Genomic DNA, 18645 nt, shown 5'->3' with positions numbered 1-18645 from the left:
AGGCGTCACTCGGACTATTGATTTGCCCTGCTCCGAACGGTCCCGTAAGGTTGTGTTCACCGACGCGGGGTGGAGCAGCTCGGTAGCTCGCTGGGCTCATAACCCAGAGGTCGCAGGTTCAAATCCTGTCCCCGCTACTCAGTAGCACGAAGGCCCGGATCCGGAAACGGATACGGGCCTTCGGCGTTCCCGGGAGGCGTGCGTCCGGTACGAGAAGAGCCCCCGCCGGTCCAGGCGGGGGCTCTTCTCGTACGCGCGTCCGTGTCTACGCGGAGGTCGCGCAGCTCGGGCAGATGCCGCGGTAGGTGACCTCGACGTTCGAGATGGTGAAGCCGAAGCGCTCCGCGGCCGGCAGGTCGGCCAGCGGGTCGCCGGCCGGGTGCACGTCGCGGATCGCGCCGCACCGGCCGCAGACCAGGTGCTGGTGCGGCCGGTGGGCGTTCGGGTCATAGCGTTTGGCGCGCCCGTCGGTCGCGACCTCCAGCACCTCGCCGAGGGTCACCATCTCGCCCAGCGTGTTGTACACGGTGGCCCGGGAGATCTCGGGCAGCCTCGTCACGGCGCGGGCATGGACCTCGTCGGCGGTCAGGTGCACGTGATCCCCGTCGAGGACCTCCGCCACGACACGCCGCTGCGCGGTCATCCGCCAGCCGCGGCCGCGCAGTCGTTCCAACAGGTCACTCATGGGGGTCAGCCTAACAGTCGGGGGAGCCGTGTCCCGAACAGGTGTGACTTTGGAAGTGAGCTTGACTTAGACATTGTCCATTGTAGGATCGGTTACGGAAAAGCTCAGGACAGGGCTCGCAGGTTTGCCGCAGGACCGACGCAGGAGGCGCACGTGACGCAGGGACCGCTCACCACCGAGGCAGGGGCGCCGGTCGCCGACAACCAGAACAGCGAGACCGCGGGCATCGGCGGACCGGTCCTGCTCCAGGACCAGCTGCTCCTGGAGAAGCTGGCCCACTTCAACCGTGAGCGCATCCCGGAGCGCGTCGTCCACGCGCGCGGCGCGGGTGCCTACGGCACGTTCACGGTGACGGCCGACGTCACGGCGTACACGAGGGCCGCGTTCCTCTCCGAGGTCGGCAAGCAGACCGAGACCTTCCTGCGCTTCTCCACCGTCGCGGGCAACCTCGGCGCGGCCGACGCCGTGCGGGACCCGCGCGGCTGGGCGCTGAAGTTCTACACCGAGGAGGGCAACTACGACCTCGTCGGCAACAACACCCCGGTGTTCTTCATCAAGGACGCCATCAAGTTCCCCGACTTCATCCACACCCAGAAGCGCGACCCGTACAGCGGCTCGCAGGAGGCGGACAACGTCTGGGACTTCTGGGGGCTGAGCCCCGAGTCCACGCACCAGGTGACCTGGCTCTTCGGCGACCGCGGCATCCCCGCCTCGTACCGCCACATGAACGGCTACGGCTCGCACACCTTCCAGTGGAACAACGAGGCCGGCGAGGTCTTCTGGGTCAAGTACCACTTCAAGACCGACCAGGGCATCAAGAACCTCACCCAGGCCGAGGCCAACAGGCTGGCCGGCGAGGACCCCGACTCGCACCAGCGCGACCTGCGCGAGTCCATCGAGCGCGGCGACTTCCCGACCTGGACCGTGCAGGTGCAGATCATGCCCGCGGCCGACGCGGCGGGCTACCGCTTCAACCCGTTCGACCTCACCAAGGTCTGGCCGCACGAGGACTACCCGCCGATCGAGATCGGCACGCTGGAGCTCAACCGCAACCCGCGGAACGTCTTCGCCGAGGTCGAGCAGTCGATCTTCTCCCCGGCGCACTTCGTGCCCGGCATCGGCCCGTCCCCGGACAAGATGCTCCAGGGCCGCCTCTTCGCCTACGGCGACGCCCACCGCTACCGCGTCGGCATCAACGCCGACCACCTGCCGGTGAACCGCCCGCACGCCACCGAGGCGCGCACCCACTCCCGCGACGGCTTCCTCTACGACGGCCGGCACGGCGGCGCGAAGAACTACGAGCCGAACAGCTTCGGCGGCCCGTACCAGACCGACCGCCCGCTGTGGGCGGCCGCCACGGTCTCCGGCCTCACCGGCGACCACGCCGCCCCCTCGCACGCCGAGGACGACGACTTCGTCCAGGCGGGCAACCTCTACCGCCTGATGTCCGAGGACGAGAAGGGCCGTCTGATCGAGAACCTGGCGGGCTTCATCGCCAAGGTCTCGCGCGACGACATCGCCGAGCGGGCGATCGGCAACTTCCGCAAGGCGGACGGTGACTTCGGCAAGCGGCTCGACGCCGCGGTCCAGGCCCTGCGTGGCTGAGAGCGCCTGCCGTGGGCAGTAGAGGGCCGGACCCCCGTATCCGTACGGGCGTCCGGCCCTCTCGCGTCAGCCGACGGCGCTGTGCACCGGCAGCCAGCAGCGGATGATGTCGCGTACGGAGACGATGCCGACGGGACCGTGGTCGTCCAGGACCACGAGGTGCCGGAAGCCGCCGCGGGTCATCGCCTCCGCGGCCTCGTCCAGCGTCCAGGTGGGGGCGGCGAAGACGACGTCCCGGGTGGTATGGGCGTCGGCGGTCTCGTGGTCGGGATTCCGGTCCCGGCCGATGGCGTTGAGGATGTCGCGCTCGGTGAGGATGCCGAGCCCGCAGGTGTCGGTGTCGAGGACGACGGCGGCGCCGACGCGGCGCGCCGACATCAGACGGGCCGCCTGGCGGAGGGTATGGGCCGGGCCGATGGTGAGGACCACCGTGCTCATGGCGTCGCGGACGAGCATGGAGGGGACCACCTCCTGTCGGTGAACTCCTTCACAAGTTCACAAGTGGGGGGAGTCCCAGGGTGGCACCGGCTCGCGCGCCCAACAAGGGGGCGCGCGTGGTGCGGAGGGGAGCACTCCTGAGCGGACGTTCATCGTTTGTCTATCGCCGCCGCCGATGATCGTCACGCAAGCAGGAAGAACAGAAAGGCGACGGGGATGACGATCGTGAAGAAGGCGCTGCGCAGGACGGCGGGGGCCGTGGCGGCCGGGCTCCTTGCGATGACCGGGACGCTCGCGGGATCGGGCACGGCGCAGGCCGCGTACGACCCGGGCACCCACACCATCTGGGGCGACGAGCCGCTCTACCCGGGCTGGCACGTCAGCACCTCCTACTCCCGGCTGATCATGCAGGGCGACGGCAACCTGGTCTTCTACCGCACCGACAACGCGGGCGACTGGTCCCGCGCCACGCCCAAGTGGGCCTCGAACACGGTCGGCTGCGGCAGCAAGGCGGTCATGCGCAACGACGGCCGCCTCGTCGTCTACGCAGCCGACGGGCGCGAGTGCTCCTCCCGCGGCTGGAACAAGGGCTCCAGCGCGTACGCCTGCCTCCAGGTGACCAACGAGATGGGCCTCAGCATCTGGTACACCGACCGGCAGTGCGGCAGCTTCCCCAGCATCCAGGCGCGCAGCTTCACCAACACCACGCGGGACATCATCTACTCGGACCTCTACTGACCCGCGGGACCCGCCGCCTCCCCGGCGCCCGACACCCCTGAACCACCCCCGTACGTGGCCCCGGCCGGACCCCCTCTCCGGCCGGGGCCGCCGTGCGTCACGCCGAGAGACGGCCCACCAGGTCCGCCACCGACCACTGCGGCCGGGCCGCGAGCCGGCCCGCCGCCGAGCGCAGCCGGGCCGGCAGATGCCCGCACAGCGCGGCCAGTTCACGCGCGGCGCCGGACTCCCGGTGGATCCGGTCCGGGCCCGCGATCCGGGCCAGCAGCTCGAACGCGTCGTCCGGATCGAGCGGCCCGATCCGCAGCCGCGCCACCTCCGCCGCCAGCTCCCCGCCCGACTCCGTCACCAGCGCCGCGCACCCCGCCACCCCCGGCAGCAACGCCCCCGGCTCCGGCGCCCCGTCGAGCAGCACCAGCACCCGGCGGCCCGCCAGCGCCGCGCGGTACCGCGCGCCGAGCGCCCCCGCGCACGCGTCCTCCGGCGGCCGCTCGCCCAGCGACCGCAGGAAACCGGCCATGACCTCCCGTACGTCCCCGGCGGCATCGCCCCGCGCGTACAACTGCCCGTCGGGGAAGGCGTCCCGCACCCGGTGCGCCAAGTGCACCGCCAGCGTCGACGTGCCCGTCCCGTACGGCCCCGAGAGCGCCACCACCGGGCTGCCCGCCCCGGCCCGCAACAGCCGCTCCGCCTCCCGGACCTGCGCCCCGCGCCCCACCAGATCGGGGATGTCCGGCGGCAGTTGGCAGGGCCGCGGCGGGCGGCGGGGCGGCACGAGCACCGTCAGCGACCGGTCGTCCCGGCGGATCCGCCCGTACAGCGCGGTCACCGCCCCGCCCGGGTCGATCCCCAGCCGCAGGTCGAGCCGCTCGCGCAGCGCCGCGAACAGGGCCAGGGCCTCCGGGCGGCGCCCGCACCGGTACAGCGCGAGCAGACAGAGCCGGTGCGCCTCCTCGTCCTCCGGGTGCGCCGCCACCAGCTCGCGCAGCGCGGGCAGCACCTCGGCGTGCCGGCCCAGGGCCAGTTCCGCCTTGTACAGCGTCGTGCGCGCCGCGTGCCGGGAGGCCGCGAGCCGGTCCCGGGTGCGGCGGGCGAGCGGGCCCGGCACCCCGTCGAGCGGGGTCCCGGTCCACCGGCGCAGGGCCGTGAGCGACAGCTCCCGTGCCGCCTCCGGGTCGCCGCGCAGCACGGCCGCCGCGCGGGCGGCCTCGTCCTCGTACCGGAAGACGTCCACCGCCTCGCGGGGGACGTCCAGCCGGTAGCCGCCCGAGGAACCGAGCAGCGCCTCCGGCGCGTCGAGCGCCCGGCGCAGCCGGTGGGCGTGCGTGCCGATCTGGCCGACCGGGTCCTTCGGCCAGTCCTCGTCGTCCTCGCCCCACAGCGCGGTGATCAGCCGCTGCGTGGGAACGAGCTCCCCGGGCGCGAGCAGCAGGGCGCACAGCAGCGCCCGCTGCTGCGGCCGCCCCAGCGGTCGCTCGCGTCCGTCGTGCCATGCGCGCAGCGGTCCGAGAATGGCGAATTCCAGTCCCATGACACCCCCCTCAGCCATGAGTCCGTCGTGGGTCGCGTGCCGCATCATAGGCGGCCGGACCACGCGCCCCGATGGGGTTGCGCGCCGTGGGCGCGTCGCGCGCCGGAAGGCGGTCCGAGGGGGAAACACACAGGTCACGAGGGATAGGGCAAGAGAAGTGACAGGAGTCATGGGCGGCCGGTCGGCGGGGCGGACGAGGACTTCGGGAGCCGGGGGAGCCATGGGTGAGGAGGGCGTCACGGGGCGTCAGGGGTGCGTGGGGGAGGCCGGGGAGGCGGTACGCCAGGGGGACACGAGAAGGCTGAAGTTCGCGCTGCTCGGACCCCTGCGGGCCTGGTACGGGGACGAGGAGCTCGACCTGGGCAGGCCCCAGCAGCGGGCCCTGCTCGCCGTCCTGCTCGACGCGCCGGACCGGGCCGTCGGACACGGCATCCTCGCCGAGGGCATCTACGGCGAGGGCGCCGCCCCCGCCGACCCGCGCAAGGCCCTCCAACTCCTCGTCTACCGGCTGCGCTCCGCCTTCCGCCCGCACCTCGCCGACTCCCCGATCGTCCGCGTCGGCGACGGCTACACGCTGCGCGCCCCGGGCGCCCGTACGGACACGGGGGAGTGGCGCCGGCTGCTCGCGGAGGCGGCGGCGGACAGCGGCGCCGACCCCGCCGCCGTACGCGAACTCCTGCGTTCCGCCCTGGCGTTGTGGGAGGGCGAGCCGCTCGCCGGGCTCGGCGGGCCGCACGCCGAGGCCGTGCGGGCGCGGCTCCAGGAGGAGCGGCTCGGGGCGCTGGAGCAGCGGCTCGAACTGGACGCCGAGCTCGCCGACCGGGCCGACCTCACCGCCGAGGCCGCCGCGCTCTGTCTGGAGCACCCGGGCCGCCCCCGGCTCGTCGCCGTCCTGATGCGCGCCCTGCACCGGGCCGGGCGCACGGCCGAGGCCCTCGCCGTCTTCGAGGACGCCCGGGGCGACCTGCCCGCGGGCGACCAGGGGCCGGACTCGCCCGCCGGGCTCCAGCTGCGGATCCTGCGCGACGACCCCGCGCTGCTGCCCGCACCGGCCGCCCAGCCCGGTCCCGCCTGGCGGGCGCCCGAGCAGCTCCCGGCGGACCTCCCGGACTTCACCGGGCGCGGCGGCGCCGTGGACGCCCTCGCGGAGCGGCTCGCGGGGGCGGGCGGCCGGGCCGTCGTGGTGTCCGCGCTCGACGGCATGGGCGGCGTCGGCAAGACCACCCTCGCCGTGCACGCGGCCCGCCGGGCGGCCGACCGCTTCCCCGACGGGCAGCTCTTCGCCGATCTGCGCGGCGCCGACCGCTCGCCGCGCGAACCCGCCGACGTGCTCGCCGAGTTCCTGCGCGCCCTCGGGGTGGCCGCGGCGGAGGTGCCGCCCGGCGCCGCCGAGCGCTCGGCCTGCTACCGCTCGGCGCTCACCGGCCGCCGGGTCCTCGTCGTCCTCGACAACGCGGCCGGTCCCGAACAGGTCGAACCGCTCCTGCCCGGCTCCGCCGACTGCGCCGTCCTGGTCACCAGCCGCACCCGGCTGCCCGGCCTGGCCGGCGCCCACCACCTGCGGATCGATCCGCTCCCCGCCGCCGAGGCCGTCGAGCTGTTCACCCGGATCGCGGGCGCCGAGCGGGTCGCGGCGGAACCCGGCCTGGCCGAGGAGATCGTCGCGGCCTGCGGGCGGCTTCCGCTCGCCGTCCGCATCGTGGCGTCCCGGCTCGCCGCCGACCCCGCGCTGAGCCTCGCCGCGCTCGCCGAAGGGCTGCGCGACGAACGGCGGCTGGCCGCGCTCGACGACGGGGAGCGCGCCGTGGAGGCGACCTTCGCGCTCTCGTACCACCGGCTCGCGCCCGAGGCGGCCCGCGCCTTCCGGCTGCTCTCGCTGCCCGACGCGCCCGAGATCGCGCTGCCGTGCGCCGCCGCGCTCCTCGACCGCACCGAGGCGGACACGGACGAGCTGCTCGAAGGGCTCGTCGACCTCAACCTGCTCCAGTCCCCGGGCTTCGGCCGTTACGGCTTCCACGACCTGGTCCGCGCCTACGCCCGCGACCGGGCCGCCGACGAGGAGACCGGCGAGGCGCGCTCCGGGGCGGCGGCCCGGCTGCTCGACTTCTGCCTGGCGACCGCCCGTAACGCCGACACGGCCGCCCGCTCGGTCGACCCGGCCGAACAGAGCCTCCTGGACACGCCCGTCGGCCGCACCGGCCGGGCCCTCGCCGACGGCGCCGCCGCCGTCCGCTGGATGCGCGAGCAGGCCGCCGTGCACGCCGCGGCCGTCGCCCTGGCCTGCGCGGACGAGGCGCTGCCGCTCGCCCAGGCCGCCGAACTCGTCGACAAGATGGGCTCGGTGCTCTTCGAACGCACCCAGACCGCCGTCATCGCCGCCCTCGCGGCCCAGGTCGCCGAGGCCGCCGAAGCCAGGGGCGCCCACGGGCCCCAGGCCCTCGCCCGGTACGTACGCGGGAACATGCTCTGGCACGTCAACCGGTACGAGGACTCGCGCGCCGAGATCGCCCGCGCGGTCAGCCTGTGCGGCGACGGCGACGGCGACGGCGCGGGTGACGGCGCGGGCGAAGGCCACGGCCACGGCTCGGGCGACGGCGAAGGCGCGGGCGCGGGCCACGGCCACGGCGCGGGCGCGGGCCACGGCCACGGCTCGGGCGAAGGCCACGGCCACGGCGCGGGCCCCGCCGCCCGGGTCCGGGCCAAGGCGCTGCTCACCCTGGCCGGCAACGCCCGGATCCACGGGCGGCACGCCGAGGCCGCCGAGCACGCGGGCCGGGCCGCCGGGGCGTTCCGGCTGCTCGGCGCCGAGCGGGCCGAGGGCAGCGCGCTCGGGGAGTTCGCCTTCAACGCCGCCCACACCGGCCGCCTCGACGAGGCCCGGAGCGCCGCCGAGCGCGGGGCCCGCCTGATGAGCGGCACCGGACCGGTGTCCGCCGCGACCGGGCGCTACTACCTGGCCCGGGTGCTGCGCCTGTGCGGGGACCCGGAGGCGGCGCTCGGGCACGCCGTCGGGGCGCGGGAGGAGTTCGCCCGGCTCCAGGTCGCCGTGTTCGAGGCGGCGGCCGGCGACCTCGCCGCCCGGCTGCACGCCGAGTCCGGCCGGGCCACGCTCGCCGCCGAGGCCGCCGAGGCCGTACTGCCGCTGGCCCGCAAGACCAGCGCCGCCCTGGAGGCGGCCCTGCTGCACACCCTCGGCGCGGCGCTCGCCTCCCTCGGCAGGCCGCGCCAGGCCAGGGCCTGCCTCCAGGACGCCGCCGAGGTGTACGGACGCCTCGGCATCGCGGAGGAGGAGGCAGCGGTACGGACCCTGCTCGGCAGCCTGCCGACACCCTGATCCACCTGACAAGCCCCCGTACCGACCCCTCCGCTACGCGCGTTGACCGCTTGTCTACCGGCGTCCGTGAACGTATGGCCCGTCAGGTCAACGACACGGACACAGGAGACGCACGACATGACGACGCAGCCGCAGAACGGGCAGGTCTTGACCCTCGTCGCGAGCAACGGCAGGGCCGCCGACGTCAACGGCAGCCAGGCCGGCGAGGGCAACCGCATCCAGGCCTGGGCGCCCAACGGGACCGCCGCCCAGGGCTGGGTGTTCTGGGCCAAGGAGAACGGCACCTGGCTCCTGGAGACCCAGCTCACCCACAACACCCACGCCCCGGGCCAGGGCATGGTGATGGACTACAACTTCTCCAACTACACCACCCACCTGGTCCGCGAGCACGGCCAGGACAACCAGCGCTGGTACCTGGAGGACGGCGGCAACGGCCGCGTCCTGCTGCGCAGCGCCCGCGGCAACGAGGGCGCCGCCTACCTCACCGCCGACGGCCAGGGCGCCGCGCTCGGCGTGTGGGGGCGCGACACGGCCAACCAGGGCCAGCTCTGGCAGCTCGTCCCGGCCGGCCAGACGGGCGGCGGCCAGACCGGCGGCGGCCGTCCGCAGCCGCAGCCCCAGCCGCAGCCCCAGCCGGGCGGCGGCGGCGACTTCCGCAACGAGATGCTCGCCGCGGTCAACCAGGAGCGGCGCCGGGTCGGCGCCCCCGACCTGCGGCTCGACGACCGTCTTTCGGCCGCCGCGCAGCGGCACGCCAACGACATGGCGGCGAACGACCTCACCCAGCACAACGGCACCGACGGCTCCGACTTCAGCCGCCGCATCAGCGACGCCGGATACCCGGGCAACACCGCCCGCGCGGAGAACGTCACCCCGAGCAACAGCGTCCCCGAGGCCATGCGGATGTGGATGAACAGCCCCGGCCACCGCACCAACATCCTCAGCGGCAACTACCGCGCCATCGGCATCGGTTACGCCCCCCGTCAGCGGGGCAACTGGGGCCGCTACGTGCAGACCTTCGGGAGCTGAACCCGATGGGAACGGCATGGATCCCCGGCGTCGTCCGCCTCGGCGACGGCGCGATCGGCGGCCCGATGGACACCCCGGACCTCCCGCCCCGGGTCGTCTGGCACACCACCGAGAGCGGCGCGGGCAACGCGGCCTTCGACGCCGTCGGCGCGTACCTGATCAAGCAGGGCAGTGAACCGCACCTGCTGTACGACCCCACCACCGACAAGCTGGGCCAGTTCGGGCCGCTCGACCGCAGCGCCCGGGCGCTGCGCAACGACGGCGACACCCGGACCAACCGGACCGGCCGGGTCTGCGTCCAGATCGAGGTGCTGGCCCGCGCCGCCACCCCGTTCACCGGCTACTGGAAGCCGGGGCCCGGCTTCGGCGCCCTCATGGCGGCCGTGCGCTCCTGGGGCGTGCCCGACGTGTGGGCCGGGCGGGGGCGGTCCCGCTCCGACTGGCGCGGCAAGGGCGGGCACTTCGGCCACGTCCATGTACCGGGCAACGACCACTGGGACCCGGGCGCGATCGACCCGTCGGCGCTCTTCGCCGCCGCGGGCGGAGCCGGGGCGAAGCCCCGGAGCGGCTCCCACCTGAAGTCCGTGGTGAGCCTCGCCCGGGTGCTCTCCGCGGCCCGCACCGACCCGGCCGCCGCCCAGGGCGTGGCGGCGCACCGCGCCGACGTGCTCCCGGTGGAGCGCGCCCTGGCCGCCGAGGGGCTGCTGCCCGCCCAGTGGGCGGACGGCTCCTTCGGCACCAAGACGGTGACCGCGTACGCCGCGTGGCAGCGCCGCTGCGGCTTCGGCGGCACGGACGCCGACGGCCTGCCGGGCCGCACCACCCTGGAGCGCCTGGGCAAGGCCCACGGCTTCCAGGTCACCGCATGACGCGCGACCGCGTCACCACCACCCGTACCCACTCCGAAAGGACAGCCATGTCATCACTCCGTACCCTCGCCGCCGGTGTCGGCGTCGCCGTGACCGTCGCGGGGGCGGCCCTGGCGACCGCTCCGACGGCGCTGGCCGCCGAGGCCACCGACTGCGGTTCGCTCCCGCCGACCGTCTCCACCCGCACCGAGGTGGCGACCTACCGGGGCGGCGCGCTCGACCTGCCGTACAACAACGAGGCCGACGGCCAGCGGGTCGGCACCTACACGCCCAACGGCTCGCCCGCGCAGACCTGGACGGTGTGGCGCTACTGCGACGGCACCAGCGCGATCAGCCACGGCTACGACAAGGTCCTGGAGGCCGGCGGCACCAACGACCTGGCCATCCCGCAGCTGGGCTCGGCCACGCGTGACGGCCTCAACAGCCCCTGGGGCGGCGTGGCGCCCGCCCAGAAGTGGAACCTGGTCGACGGCGGCAACGGCTGGCGGATGGCCAAGAACGCGGTCACCGGCAAGTGCCTGAAGAGCAACGGGTCCGGCTACCTGAACTCCATGGCCGCCTGCGACCAGAACGACGCCGGGCAGTGGTGGCAGCTGGGCTGACGCCCGGCCGCCCCACCGCCGGGGAACGGGGGGCCGCTCAGCCGCCGAGGTAGCTGAGCAGCTCCCCGTGCAGCAGTCCGTTCGACGCCACCGCGTTGCCGCTGTGCGGGCCGTGGCGTCCGTCCAGGCCGGTGAAGGTGCCGCCGGCCTCCTGCACCACGATCGCGGTGGCCGCCATGTCCCACAGGGACAGCTCCGGCTCCGCGCACAGGTCCACCGAGCCCTCGGCGACCATCATGTACGGCCAGAAGTCGCCGTACGCGCGGGTCCGCCAGACCGCGCGGCTCAGGTCGAGGAAGCCGTCGAGCCGGCCGCGCTCCTCCCAGCCGGTCAGGCTGGAGTACGCGAACGAGGCGTCCTCCAGGCGCCCGACCTTCGACACCCCGATCCGGGTCGCCGAGGCGAGGCTGCGGCCGGTGTACGCGCCGAGGCCCTTCGCCGCCCACCAGCGGCGGCCGAGGGCCGGCGCGGAGACCACGCCCACGACCGGCTGGAAGCCGGTCTCGCCGGCCTCCATCAGCGCGATCAGGGTCGCCCACACGGGCACCCCTCGCACATAGTTCTTGGTGCCGTCGATGGGGTCGATCACCCAGCGGCGCGGGCCGGTGCCCTCGACCCCGTACTCCTCGCCGAGGATCGCGTCGCGCGGCCTCGCGCGCTTGAGCTGACCGCGGATCAGCTCCTCGGCGGCCTTGTCGGCCTCGCTGACCGGGGTCATGTCGGGCTTGGTCTCGACCTTGAGGTCGAGCGCCTGGAACCGGTCCATCGTGGCCGCGTCCGCGGCATCCGCGAGGACATGGGCCAGACGCAGATCGTCGTGGTATTCGGCCATGTCGAAACTCTATCCCCCGGACACGGGTCGCCCCGCGGCGGCCCTTGACAGTGCGTGGCCGCACGTCAACGCTGAGCGCAGTGACGACCCGGCCAGAGCCGGTCCGGAGGCGACGATGCCGACTGCCCGCGAAACCCTCCTCGACACCGCCCTCGCGGCCCTGGGCACGCAGCCCTGGTCCGCGGTGCGGATGATCGACGTGGCGACCCGCGCCCGGGTCTCCCGGCAGACCCTCTACAACGAGTTCGGCAGCAAGGAGGGGCTGGCCCGCGCTCTCGTACGGCGTGAGGCCGACCGCTACCTCCGGGGCGTCGAGGCCGCGCTCGCCGAGCCGGGGCCGCCCGCCCGCCGACTGGTCGCCGTCGCCGAGTGGACCGTCGCCTCGGCCGCCGCCCGGCCCGTGCTGCGGGCCCTGCTGACCGGCTCCTGGGGCGAGCGGCTGCCCGCCCCGCGCCCGGCGCGCGCCGGGGCCCGCGCCGCCGCCGTACCCGAGCAGCGGCGCGCCGACGCGGGGGTTCCCTCACCGGGGGAGCTGCTCGGCCAGGCCCGGGACCGGGCGGCGGCGCTGATCGCGCGGGGGCCGGACGGCGGGGACCCTTCGTGCAGGGGGGACGCCGCCCGCTCCTGCGAGCTCGCGCTGCGGCTCGCGCTGTCCTTCGTGGTGGCCGCCACGGGCCGGGAGTCGGAGGGCGACCGGGTGCGCCTGGTGCGCGAGGCGCTGGCACCTGGGGCGGGTCCTAGTGCGACGACCCCGACAGCTGGAGGCCGATGACGCCGACGATCACCAGCGTGATCGAGACGATCTTGAGCGTGGAGACCAGGTCGCCGAGGAAGACCATCCCGTAGATCGCCGTCCCGGCCGCCCCGATCCCCGTCCACACCGCGTACGCCGGACCCACGTCCAGCTTGCGCAGCGCCAGCGTCAGGAGGCCGAAGCTGCCCAGCGCGAAGGCGGCGAAGGCGACCGTCGGCCACAGCCGGGTGAAGCCGTGCGAGAGCTTGAGGCAGACCGCGAACCCCGTCTCCAGAATGCCCGCGACCACCACCAGCAGCCACGCCATCGTCAGTGCCTCCCACGCCGTCGGTGACTGCTTCGTCTCACTTGGTGCGATTATGCACTTACCAGACGAGGGCGCCCGCAAACGTGCGCGAATCAGTCGCCTTCGCGTCGCTCCCGGGTCGCGAGCAGCCGCCGCAGCGAGTACAGCCGGGCCGGATCGGCGTGACCCTCCGCCACCCAGGCGTCCAGCGCGCACTCCGGCTCGTCGTGGCTACAGGCCCGCGGGCAGTTCTCCGTCCCCGGCTCCAGGTCCGGGAAGGCGTGGATGACCCGCGACGGATCCACGTGGTGCAGCCCGAAGGAACGCACGCCGGGCGTGTCGATGACCCAGCCCTCGGCCTTGTCCAGCGGCAGCGCCAGCGCCGAGGTCGTGGTGTGCCGGCCACGGCCGGTCACCGCGTTCACATGTCCGGTGATCCGCCGCCGCTCCTCCGGCACCAGCGCGTTCACCAGCGTCGTCTTGCCGACGCCCGAGTGCCCCACGAACGCCGTCACCCGGTCGCCCAGATGCTCGCGCACCCGGTCCGCCGCCCCGCCGTCGTACAGCTCCTCGCGGTTGACCACCACGTACGGGATGTCCAGGTCGCCGTAGAGCTCAAGGAGCGCCGAGGCGGGCGCCAGGTCCGACTTGGTCAGGACCAGGAAGGGGGAGAGCCCGCCGTCGTAGGCCGCGACCAGACAGCGGTCGATCAGCCGGGGGCGCGGCTCGGGGTCGGCGAGCGCGGTCACGATCGCCAGCTGGTCGGCGTTGGCCACGACCACCCGCTCGAACGGGTCGTCGTCGTCGGCGGTGCGCCGCAGCACCGAGCTGCGCTCGCCGATCCGCACGATCCGCGCCAGGGTGTCCTTCTCGCCCGACAGATCGCCCACCAGGGAGACCCGGTCGCCCACGACGGCGGCCTTGCGGCCCAGCTCGCGGGCCTTCATCGCCGTCACCATCCGGTCCTCGACCAGACAGGTGAGCCGGCCCCGGTCGACGGTGAGGACCATGCCCTCGACGGCGTCCTCGTGCTTGGGACGGAGGGTGGTACGGGGACGGTTGCCCTTGCGGTTGGGCCGCTGGCGGATGTCGTCCTCGTCGGTGTGCTTCCCGTAACGCCGCATGACTCAGACTCCGAGCATTTCGGTCCACATCCTCGGGAAGTCGGGCAAGGTCTTCTCCGTCGTCGCCACGTTCTCGATCTCCACACCCTCGACGGCGAGGCCGATGATCGCGCCCGCGGTCGCCATCCGGTGGTCGTGGTACGTGTGGAAGACGCCGCCGCGCAGCGGGCGCGGGCGGATGTGCAGCCCGTCCTCGGTCTCCGTCACGTCACCGCCGAGCCCGTTGATCTCCTTGGTCAGCGCGGCCAGCCGGTCGGTCTCGTGCAGCCGCAGGTGGGCGACGCCGCGCAGGGTCGAAGGGGAGTCGGCGAGGGCGGCGACCGCCGCGATGCCGGGGGTCAGCTCGCCGACCTCGCCCAGGTCCACGTCGATGCCGTGGATCCGGCCGGTGCCGGTGAAGGTCAGGCCCCGCTCGGTCAGCTCGCAGGAGCCGCCCATCGCGGTGAAGATCTCCCGCAGCGCGTCACCGGGCTGGGTGGTGCGGGCCGGCCAGTCCGGCACGGTCACCCGGCCGCCGGTGACCAGCGCGGCCGCCAGGAACGGCTGCGCGTTGGACAGGTCGGGCTCGACCACCAGGTCCCGCCCGAGCAGCGCGGACGGCGCCACCCGCCACACGTCGGGCCGCCCGCCGTGCTCCGGCTCGTCGACCTGCGCGCCGACCGCCCGCAGCATGTCGACGGTCATCCGGATGTGCGGCAGCGAGGGCAGCCGGCCGCCGACGTGCCGCACCTCCACGCCCTGGTTGAAGCGCGCGCCGGACAGCAGCAGGGCGCTGACGAACTGGGAGGACGAGGAGGCGTCGATCTCCACGACACCGCCCTCCAGGGAGCCGCCGCCGTGCACGGTCATCGGCAGCGCGCCGCGCCCGTCGTCGTCGATCCGGGCGCCGAGGGCGCGCAGCGCGTCGATGACGCCGTGCAGCGGGCGCTCGTGGGAGCGCGGGTCGCCGTCGAAGCGGACCGGCCCCTCGGCGAGGGCCGCGACCGGCGGCAGGAAGCGCATGACCGTGCCGGCGTTGCCGACGTCCACGGTCGCCGGGCCGCGCAGCCCCGCCGGGATGACCCGCCAGGCCTCGCCGGTGCCGTCCGGGCCGACGCCCTCCTCGATCTTCACGCCCAGGGTGCGCAGCGCCTCCGCCATCAGCAGGGTGTCGCGCGAGCGCAGCGGGCGGCGCACCCAGCCGGGCTCGGCGGCGAGCGCGGCGAGCACGAGGGCGCGGTTGGTGACCGACTTCGATCCGGGCACGGTGACGGTGGCGTCCACGGCACCGCCGGCACCCCCGGCGTACGGGGCGGGCCAGAGGCCGGTCAGCGGATCGGGGTGCGCGGAGCTTTCGGTCATGCCCTCACTTTACGGGGGGACTACACGCCCAGGAGCCAGCGTCCTCCGCCGATCAGGGCGCAGAGGGAGACCGCGTGGAAGAAGAACAGCCACAGCGTGGGATGCACATGGGTGAGCCGTCCGAGCTGATCGGCGTCCGAGTCGGGGGCCCCGCCGTGGCGCCGCTTCGACTGGAGCTCGAAGGCCGGCCGGACGCCGCCGAGCAGCAGGAACCAGACCACCGCGTACGCGAAGGCCGACTGGACGTCCGGGCCGGTCAGCCAGGACACCAGCAGGAAGACGCCGCCGGTGAGCAGCACGGTGAAGATCCCGTACGCGTTGCGGACCATCACCAGCATCGCCACGAGCAGCGCCGTGGCCAGCCACAGCAGCAGCGTCACCCGGTGCGCGCCGAGCAGCGCGGCCCCGCCGAGGCCGAGCAGGGGGGCGGCGGTGTAGCCGGCCGCGGCCGTCAGGATCATGCCGATGCCGGTGGGCCGCCCGCGCGAGACCGTCAGCCCGCTGGTGTCCGAGTGCAGCCGGATCGACTGGAGCCGCCGCCCGGTGGCGAGCGCGACCAGGCCGTGGCCGCCCTCGTGGGCGATGGTGATCGCGTTGCGGGACAGGCGCCACAGGGAGCGGGGCACCACCGCGGCCAGCGCGGCGACCGCCGTGGCGATCACGATCCACTGCGCGGGCGCGGTCTGCGGGTCGAGTACGCCCTGGGAGAGGCTCATTTTTCGGACGGGCTCCTCAGTAGGCGGCGGGACCGTGGCAGTGTGGCACTCATGTGCGGACGGTATGCGGCGAGCAGGCGCCCCGAGGATCTGGTCGACGTCTTCGAGGTGGAGAGGTGGGAGCCGGAGGAGACCCTGGCCCCCGACTGGAACGTGGCCCCCACCAAGGAGGTCTACGCGATCCTGGAGCGTCCTCTTAAGGACGCGGAATCCCGGCGGCCGGTTCGCCAGATGCGCGTCCTGAAGTGGGGGCTCGTGCCGTCCTGGGCGAAGAGCCCGGAGGGCGCCGCCCGGATGATCAACGCCCGCGCGGAGACCGTGCACGAGAAGCCCTCCTTCAAGAAGGCGTTCGCCACCCGGCGCTGCATCCTGCCCGCCGACGGCTACTACGAGTGGGTGACCGGCTCCGACGAACGCGAGCTGGAGGTCGAGGGCAAGAAGAAGCGCCCCCGCAAGCAGCCGTACTTCGTGACCCCCGCCGACGGCTCCGTCTTCGCCATGGCCGGGCTCTACGAGTTCTGGCGCGACCGGACCCTGCCCGACGACCACCCGCAGGCCTGGTGGGTGACCTGCTCCGTGGTCACCACGGAGGCGGAGAGCGGCCCCCTCGGCGTCGCCCCCGCCGAGGGCCCGCGCTCGCTCGCCGACATCCACCCCCGGATGCCGCTGATGCTCACCCCGGACCGCTGGGACGCCTGGCTGGACCCGGCCCGCACCGGACTCGACGAGCTGCGCTCGCTGCTCACCCCGCCGCCGGAGGGCCTGATGCGCGCCTACCCGGTGCCGACCGCCGTCAGCAACGTACGGAACAACGGGCCCGAACTCCTGACGGAGCTGGCGGGGCCGGAGGTGGGCACGCTCTTCTGAGCCCGTTCCGGCTCTCCGGGGGAGAGGATGGGCCCGTGACCAAGACCAAGACCGAGATCGTCGCGACCGACGCCGGGGACGCCCGCATCACCTGGGCCGCCGCGAGGAAGCCGTGGGCCGTGCTCGCCCTGAGCCACGGCGCCGGCGGCGGCATCGAGGCCCGCGACCTGGTGGCCCTGGCCGCCGCGCTGCCCGCGCACGACGTGACCGTGGCCCTCGTCGAGCAGCCCTGGCGGGTGGCCGGCAAGAAGGTCGCCCCCGCCCCGAAGACCCTCGACACCGGCTGGCGCGGCCTGTGGCCCGCCCTCGCCGCCCCCGGCCTGCCGGTGATCGCCGGCGGACGCAGCGCGGGCGCCCGGGTCGCCTGCCGCACCGCCGCCGAGCTCGGCGCCGCCGCCGTGCTCGCGCTGAGCTTCCCGCTGCACCCGCCGGGCAGGCCGGAGAGCTCCCGGGCCGCCGAGCTCCTCGGCTCCGGCGTCCCCACCCTCGTCGTCCAGGGCGGCAACGACCCCTTCGGCGGGCCGGAGGAGTTCCCGGACGGCCCGTACACGCTCGCCGAGGTGCCGTACGGCGACCACGGCTTCGCCGTCGCCAAGCGCGCCCCGCTCTCCCAGGAGGAGGCCGTCGAGGTGATCGTGCGTGAAGTGACCGCGTGGGTCTCGTCACTTCGGTGACCCGGCGGGCCGCCCGGGAATGCCGGGCGCGGCACCGCTGTTGTGACGGACATCGGTGCGTGAGAGCGCAGGAAGAGGGAGTCCGTCGCATGGGTTCGACCATCTGCCCCGAGCGCGCGCAGGCCGCTGACCTGGATTGGACGGTGTTGCCCGCGCCCAAGATCGCCCCCGCTCGGGCGGCGGACGGAGAGGTTCCTCGTCTATCCTCCGAAGCGAGCGGGTCCGCGTTCGGGTTCGCCGCAGCGCTGGAGGAGGTGGGTCCGGTCACTGGGACCGACACAGGGACCGACGACGGCCCCGAGGAGACGACCGAGGAGCGCAACGCGCGCTTCGAGCGGGACGCCCTCGGCTACCTCGACCAGATGTACTCGGCCGCGCTGCGCATGACGCGCAACCCCGCGGACGCGGAGGACCTGGTGCAGGAGACCTACGCCAAGGCGTACGGCTCCTTCCACCAGTTCCGCGAGGGCACCAACCTCAAGGCGTGGCTGTACCGGATCCTCACGAACACCTTCATCAACTCGTACCGCAAGAAGCAGCGCGAGCCCCAGCGCTCGGCCGCCGAGGAGATCGAGGACTGGCAGCTCGCCCGCGCCGAGTCGCACATGTCGACCGGTCTGCGCTCGGCCGAGTCGCAGGCCCTGGACCACCTGCCGGACTCCGACGTGAAGGCGGCGCTCCAGGCGATCCCCGAGGAGTTCCGCATCGCCGTCTATCTGGCGGATGTAGAGGGCTTTGCGTACAAGGAGATCGCGGACATCATGGGTACACCCATCGGTACGGTGATGTCCCGGCTGCACCGGGGCCGCCGCCAGCTGCGCGGCATGCTCGAGGACTACGCCCGTGACCGCGGGCTGGTTCCCGCGGGCGCCGGAGAGTCGCACGATCTGAAAGGCTCGGGCTCATGAGCTGCGGAGATCCGCACGAGACGGACTGCTCAGAGGTCCTGGACCATCTCTACGAGTTCCTCGACAGAGAGATGCCCGACACCGACTGCACCAAGTTCGAGGTGCACTTCGAGGAGTGCTCCCCCTGCCTGGAGAAGTACGGCCTCGAACAGGCGGTGAAGAAGCTGGTCAAGCGCTGCTGCGGCAGCGATGACGTGCCGGTCGACCTGCGCGCCAAGGTGATGGGCCGGATCGACCTCATCCGTTCGGGCCACAGCGTGCCCGAGCAGGACGTCGCGGCCGCGCCCCAGGAGCAGTAGGGCGGCACCGCAC

General features: G+C 74.0%; 19 protein-coding genes and 1 tRNA gene. 12 read left to right on the top strand and 8 right to left on the bottom strand.

What is annotated here, in order from left to right:
* Positions 1-63 precede the first annotated feature (63 nt).
* Positions 64-137: transfer RNA gene (locus ABTZ54_RS26985), tRNA-Met, on the top strand.
* Between the two features lie 128 nt (positions 138-265).
* Here the strand turns inward: ABTZ54_RS26985 and ABTZ54_RS26980 are convergent.
* Entirely contained in the window at positions 266-685 is a 420-nt protein-coding gene (locus tag ABTZ54_RS26980; protein WP_351667878.1) for a Fur family transcriptional regulator, read from the bottom strand.
* A 153-nt stretch (positions 686-838) separates the two neighbouring features.
* Here ABTZ54_RS26980 and ABTZ54_RS26975 point away from each other — a divergent pair, with 153 nt between their 5' ends.
* Positions 839-2290: a catalase gene (locus ABTZ54_RS26975; RefSeq protein WP_351667876.1), complete on the top strand. Its 1452-nt coding sequence runs from the start codon at positions 839-841 to the stop codon at positions 2288-2290.
* Positions 2291-2356: 66 nt separating this feature from the next.
* On the opposite strand, the gene ABTZ54_RS26970 is transcribed toward ABTZ54_RS26975, so the two are convergent.
* Entirely contained in the window at positions 2357-2746 is a 390-nt protein-coding gene (locus ABTZ54_RS26970; RefSeq protein ID WP_351667874.1) for a CBS domain-containing protein, read from the bottom strand.
* A gap of 198 nt (positions 2747-2944) precedes the next feature.
* Here ABTZ54_RS26970 and ABTZ54_RS26965 point away from each other — a divergent pair, with 198 nt between their 5' ends.
* Positions 2945-3466, top strand: a complete 522-nt coding sequence (locus tag ABTZ54_RS26965; protein WP_351667872.1) for a hypothetical protein — start codon at positions 2945-2947, stop codon at positions 3464-3466.
* A 97-nt stretch (positions 3467-3563) separates the two neighbouring features.
* Here the strand turns inward: ABTZ54_RS26965 and ABTZ54_RS26960 are convergent, their stop codons facing one another.
* The gene (locus tag ABTZ54_RS26960; RefSeq protein ID WP_351667870.1) at positions 3564-4997 is read right to left on the bottom strand and encodes an AfsR/SARP family transcriptional regulator; all 1434 of its coding nucleotides are present in this window, start codon (positions 4995-4997) and stop codon (positions 3564-3566) included.
* A 220-nt stretch (positions 4998-5217) separates the two neighbouring features.
* Here ABTZ54_RS26960 and ABTZ54_RS26955 point away from each other — a divergent pair, with 220 nt between their 5' ends.
* From ABTZ54_RS26955 to ABTZ54_RS26940, 4 genes are all read left to right on the top strand, one after another.
* The gene (locus tag ABTZ54_RS26955) at positions 5218-8331 is read left to right on the top strand and encodes an AfsR/SARP family transcriptional regulator (protein WP_351667868.1); all 3114 of its coding nucleotides are present in this window, start codon (positions 5218-5220) and stop codon (positions 8329-8331) included.
* 117 nt (positions 8332-8448) lie between these two features.
* Positions 8449-9360: a CAP domain-containing protein gene (locus ABTZ54_RS26950; RefSeq protein WP_351667866.1), complete on the top strand. Its 912-nt coding sequence runs from the start codon at positions 8449-8451 to the stop codon at positions 9358-9360.
* 5 nt (positions 9361-9365) lie between these two features.
* Positions 9366-10229 carry a peptidoglycan-binding protein LysM gene (locus ABTZ54_RS26945; RefSeq protein ID WP_351667864.1) on the top strand — a complete coding sequence of 288 codons (864 nt, stop codon included), beginning with the start codon at positions 9366-9368 and terminating at the stop codon, positions 10227-10229.
* Positions 10230-10276: 47 nt separating this feature from the next.
* Positions 10277-10831: an RICIN domain-containing protein gene (locus ABTZ54_RS26940; protein WP_351667862.1), complete on the top strand. Its 555-nt coding sequence runs from the start codon at positions 10277-10279 to the stop codon at positions 10829-10831.
* Between the two features lie 37 nt (positions 10832-10868).
* Here ABTZ54_RS26940 and hisN read toward each other — a convergent pair whose 3' ends face one another.
* Positions 10869-11663, bottom strand: coding sequence for a histidinol-phosphatase (hisN, locus tag ABTZ54_RS26935; RefSeq protein WP_351667860.1), 795 nt, complete (start codon positions 11661-11663; stop codon positions 10869-10871).
* 115 nt (positions 11664-11778) lie between these two features.
* Here hisN and ABTZ54_RS26930 point away from each other — a divergent pair, with 115 nt between their 5' ends.
* Positions 11779-12435, top strand: coding sequence for a TetR/AcrR family transcriptional regulator (locus tag ABTZ54_RS26930; protein ID WP_351667858.1), 657 nt, complete (start codon positions 11779-11781; stop codon positions 12433-12435).
* Here ABTZ54_RS26930 and ABTZ54_RS26925 read toward each other — a convergent pair.
* The 4 genes from ABTZ54_RS26925 to ABTZ54_RS26910 form a co-directional block, all read right to left on the bottom strand.
* The gene (locus ABTZ54_RS26925; protein WP_351667857.1) at positions 12401-12724 is read right to left on the bottom strand and encodes a DMT family transporter; all 324 of its coding nucleotides are present in this window, start codon (positions 12722-12724) and stop codon (positions 12401-12403) included. The genes ABTZ54_RS26930 and ABTZ54_RS26925 overlap by 35 nt on opposite strands.
* 92 nt (positions 12725-12816) lie before the next feature.
* Positions 12817-13827, bottom strand: a complete 1011-nt coding sequence (gene rsgA / locus ABTZ54_RS26920) for a ribosome small subunit-dependent GTPase A (RefSeq protein WP_351667856.1) — start codon at positions 13825-13827, stop codon at positions 12817-12819.
* A gap of 3 nt (positions 13828-13830) precedes the next feature.
* Entirely contained in the window at positions 13831-15168 is a 1338-nt protein-coding gene (gene aroA, locus ABTZ54_RS26915; protein ID WP_351667855.1) for a 3-phosphoshikimate 1-carboxyvinyltransferase, read from the bottom strand.
* A 20-nt stretch (positions 15169-15188) separates the two neighbouring features.
* A complete protein-coding gene (locus ABTZ54_RS26910) occupies positions 15189-15884 on the bottom strand; it encodes a M50 family metallopeptidase (RefSeq protein WP_351667853.1) in 696 nt (231 codons plus the stop codon).
* Positions 15885-15935: 51 nt separating this feature from the next.
* On the opposite strand from ABTZ54_RS26910, the gene ABTZ54_RS26905 reads away from it, so the two are divergent.
* The 4 genes from ABTZ54_RS26905 to rsrA all read left to right on the top strand — a co-directional run bounded on the left by ABTZ54_RS26905 (position 15936) and on the right by rsrA (position 18632).
* Complete coding sequence (locus ABTZ54_RS26905) at positions 15936-16751, top strand: SOS response-associated peptidase (protein ID WP_351667851.1); 816 nt, start codon at positions 15936-15938, stop codon at positions 16749-16751.
* Between the two features lie 35 nt (positions 16752-16786).
* On the top strand, positions 16787-17425 hold the full coding sequence (locus ABTZ54_RS26900; protein ID WP_351667849.1) for an alpha/beta hydrolase family protein: 639 nt from the start codon (positions 16787-16789) through the stop codon (positions 17423-17425).
* A gap of 254 nt (positions 17426-17679) precedes the next feature.
* Positions 17680-18333, top strand: a complete 654-nt coding sequence (locus ABTZ54_RS26895; protein ID WP_207926457.1) for a sigma-70 family RNA polymerase sigma factor — start codon at positions 17680-17682, stop codon at positions 18331-18333.
* Entirely contained in the window at positions 18330-18632 is a 303-nt protein-coding gene (rsrA, locus tag ABTZ54_RS26890; RefSeq protein WP_351667847.1) for a mycothiol system anti-sigma-R factor, read from the top strand. Before ABTZ54_RS26895 ends, rsrA begins: the two co-directional genes overlap by 4 nt.
* The last annotated feature ends 13 nt before the right edge of the window (positions 18633-18645 follow it).

Source organism: Streptomyces sp. NPDC094032, from assembly GCF_040303965.1.
In the GTDB taxonomy this organism is placed as follows: Bacteria; Actinomycetota; Actinomycetes; order Streptomycetales; family Streptomycetaceae; genus Streptomyces.
This window is presented reverse-complemented; position numbering and strand designations above follow the sequence as displayed.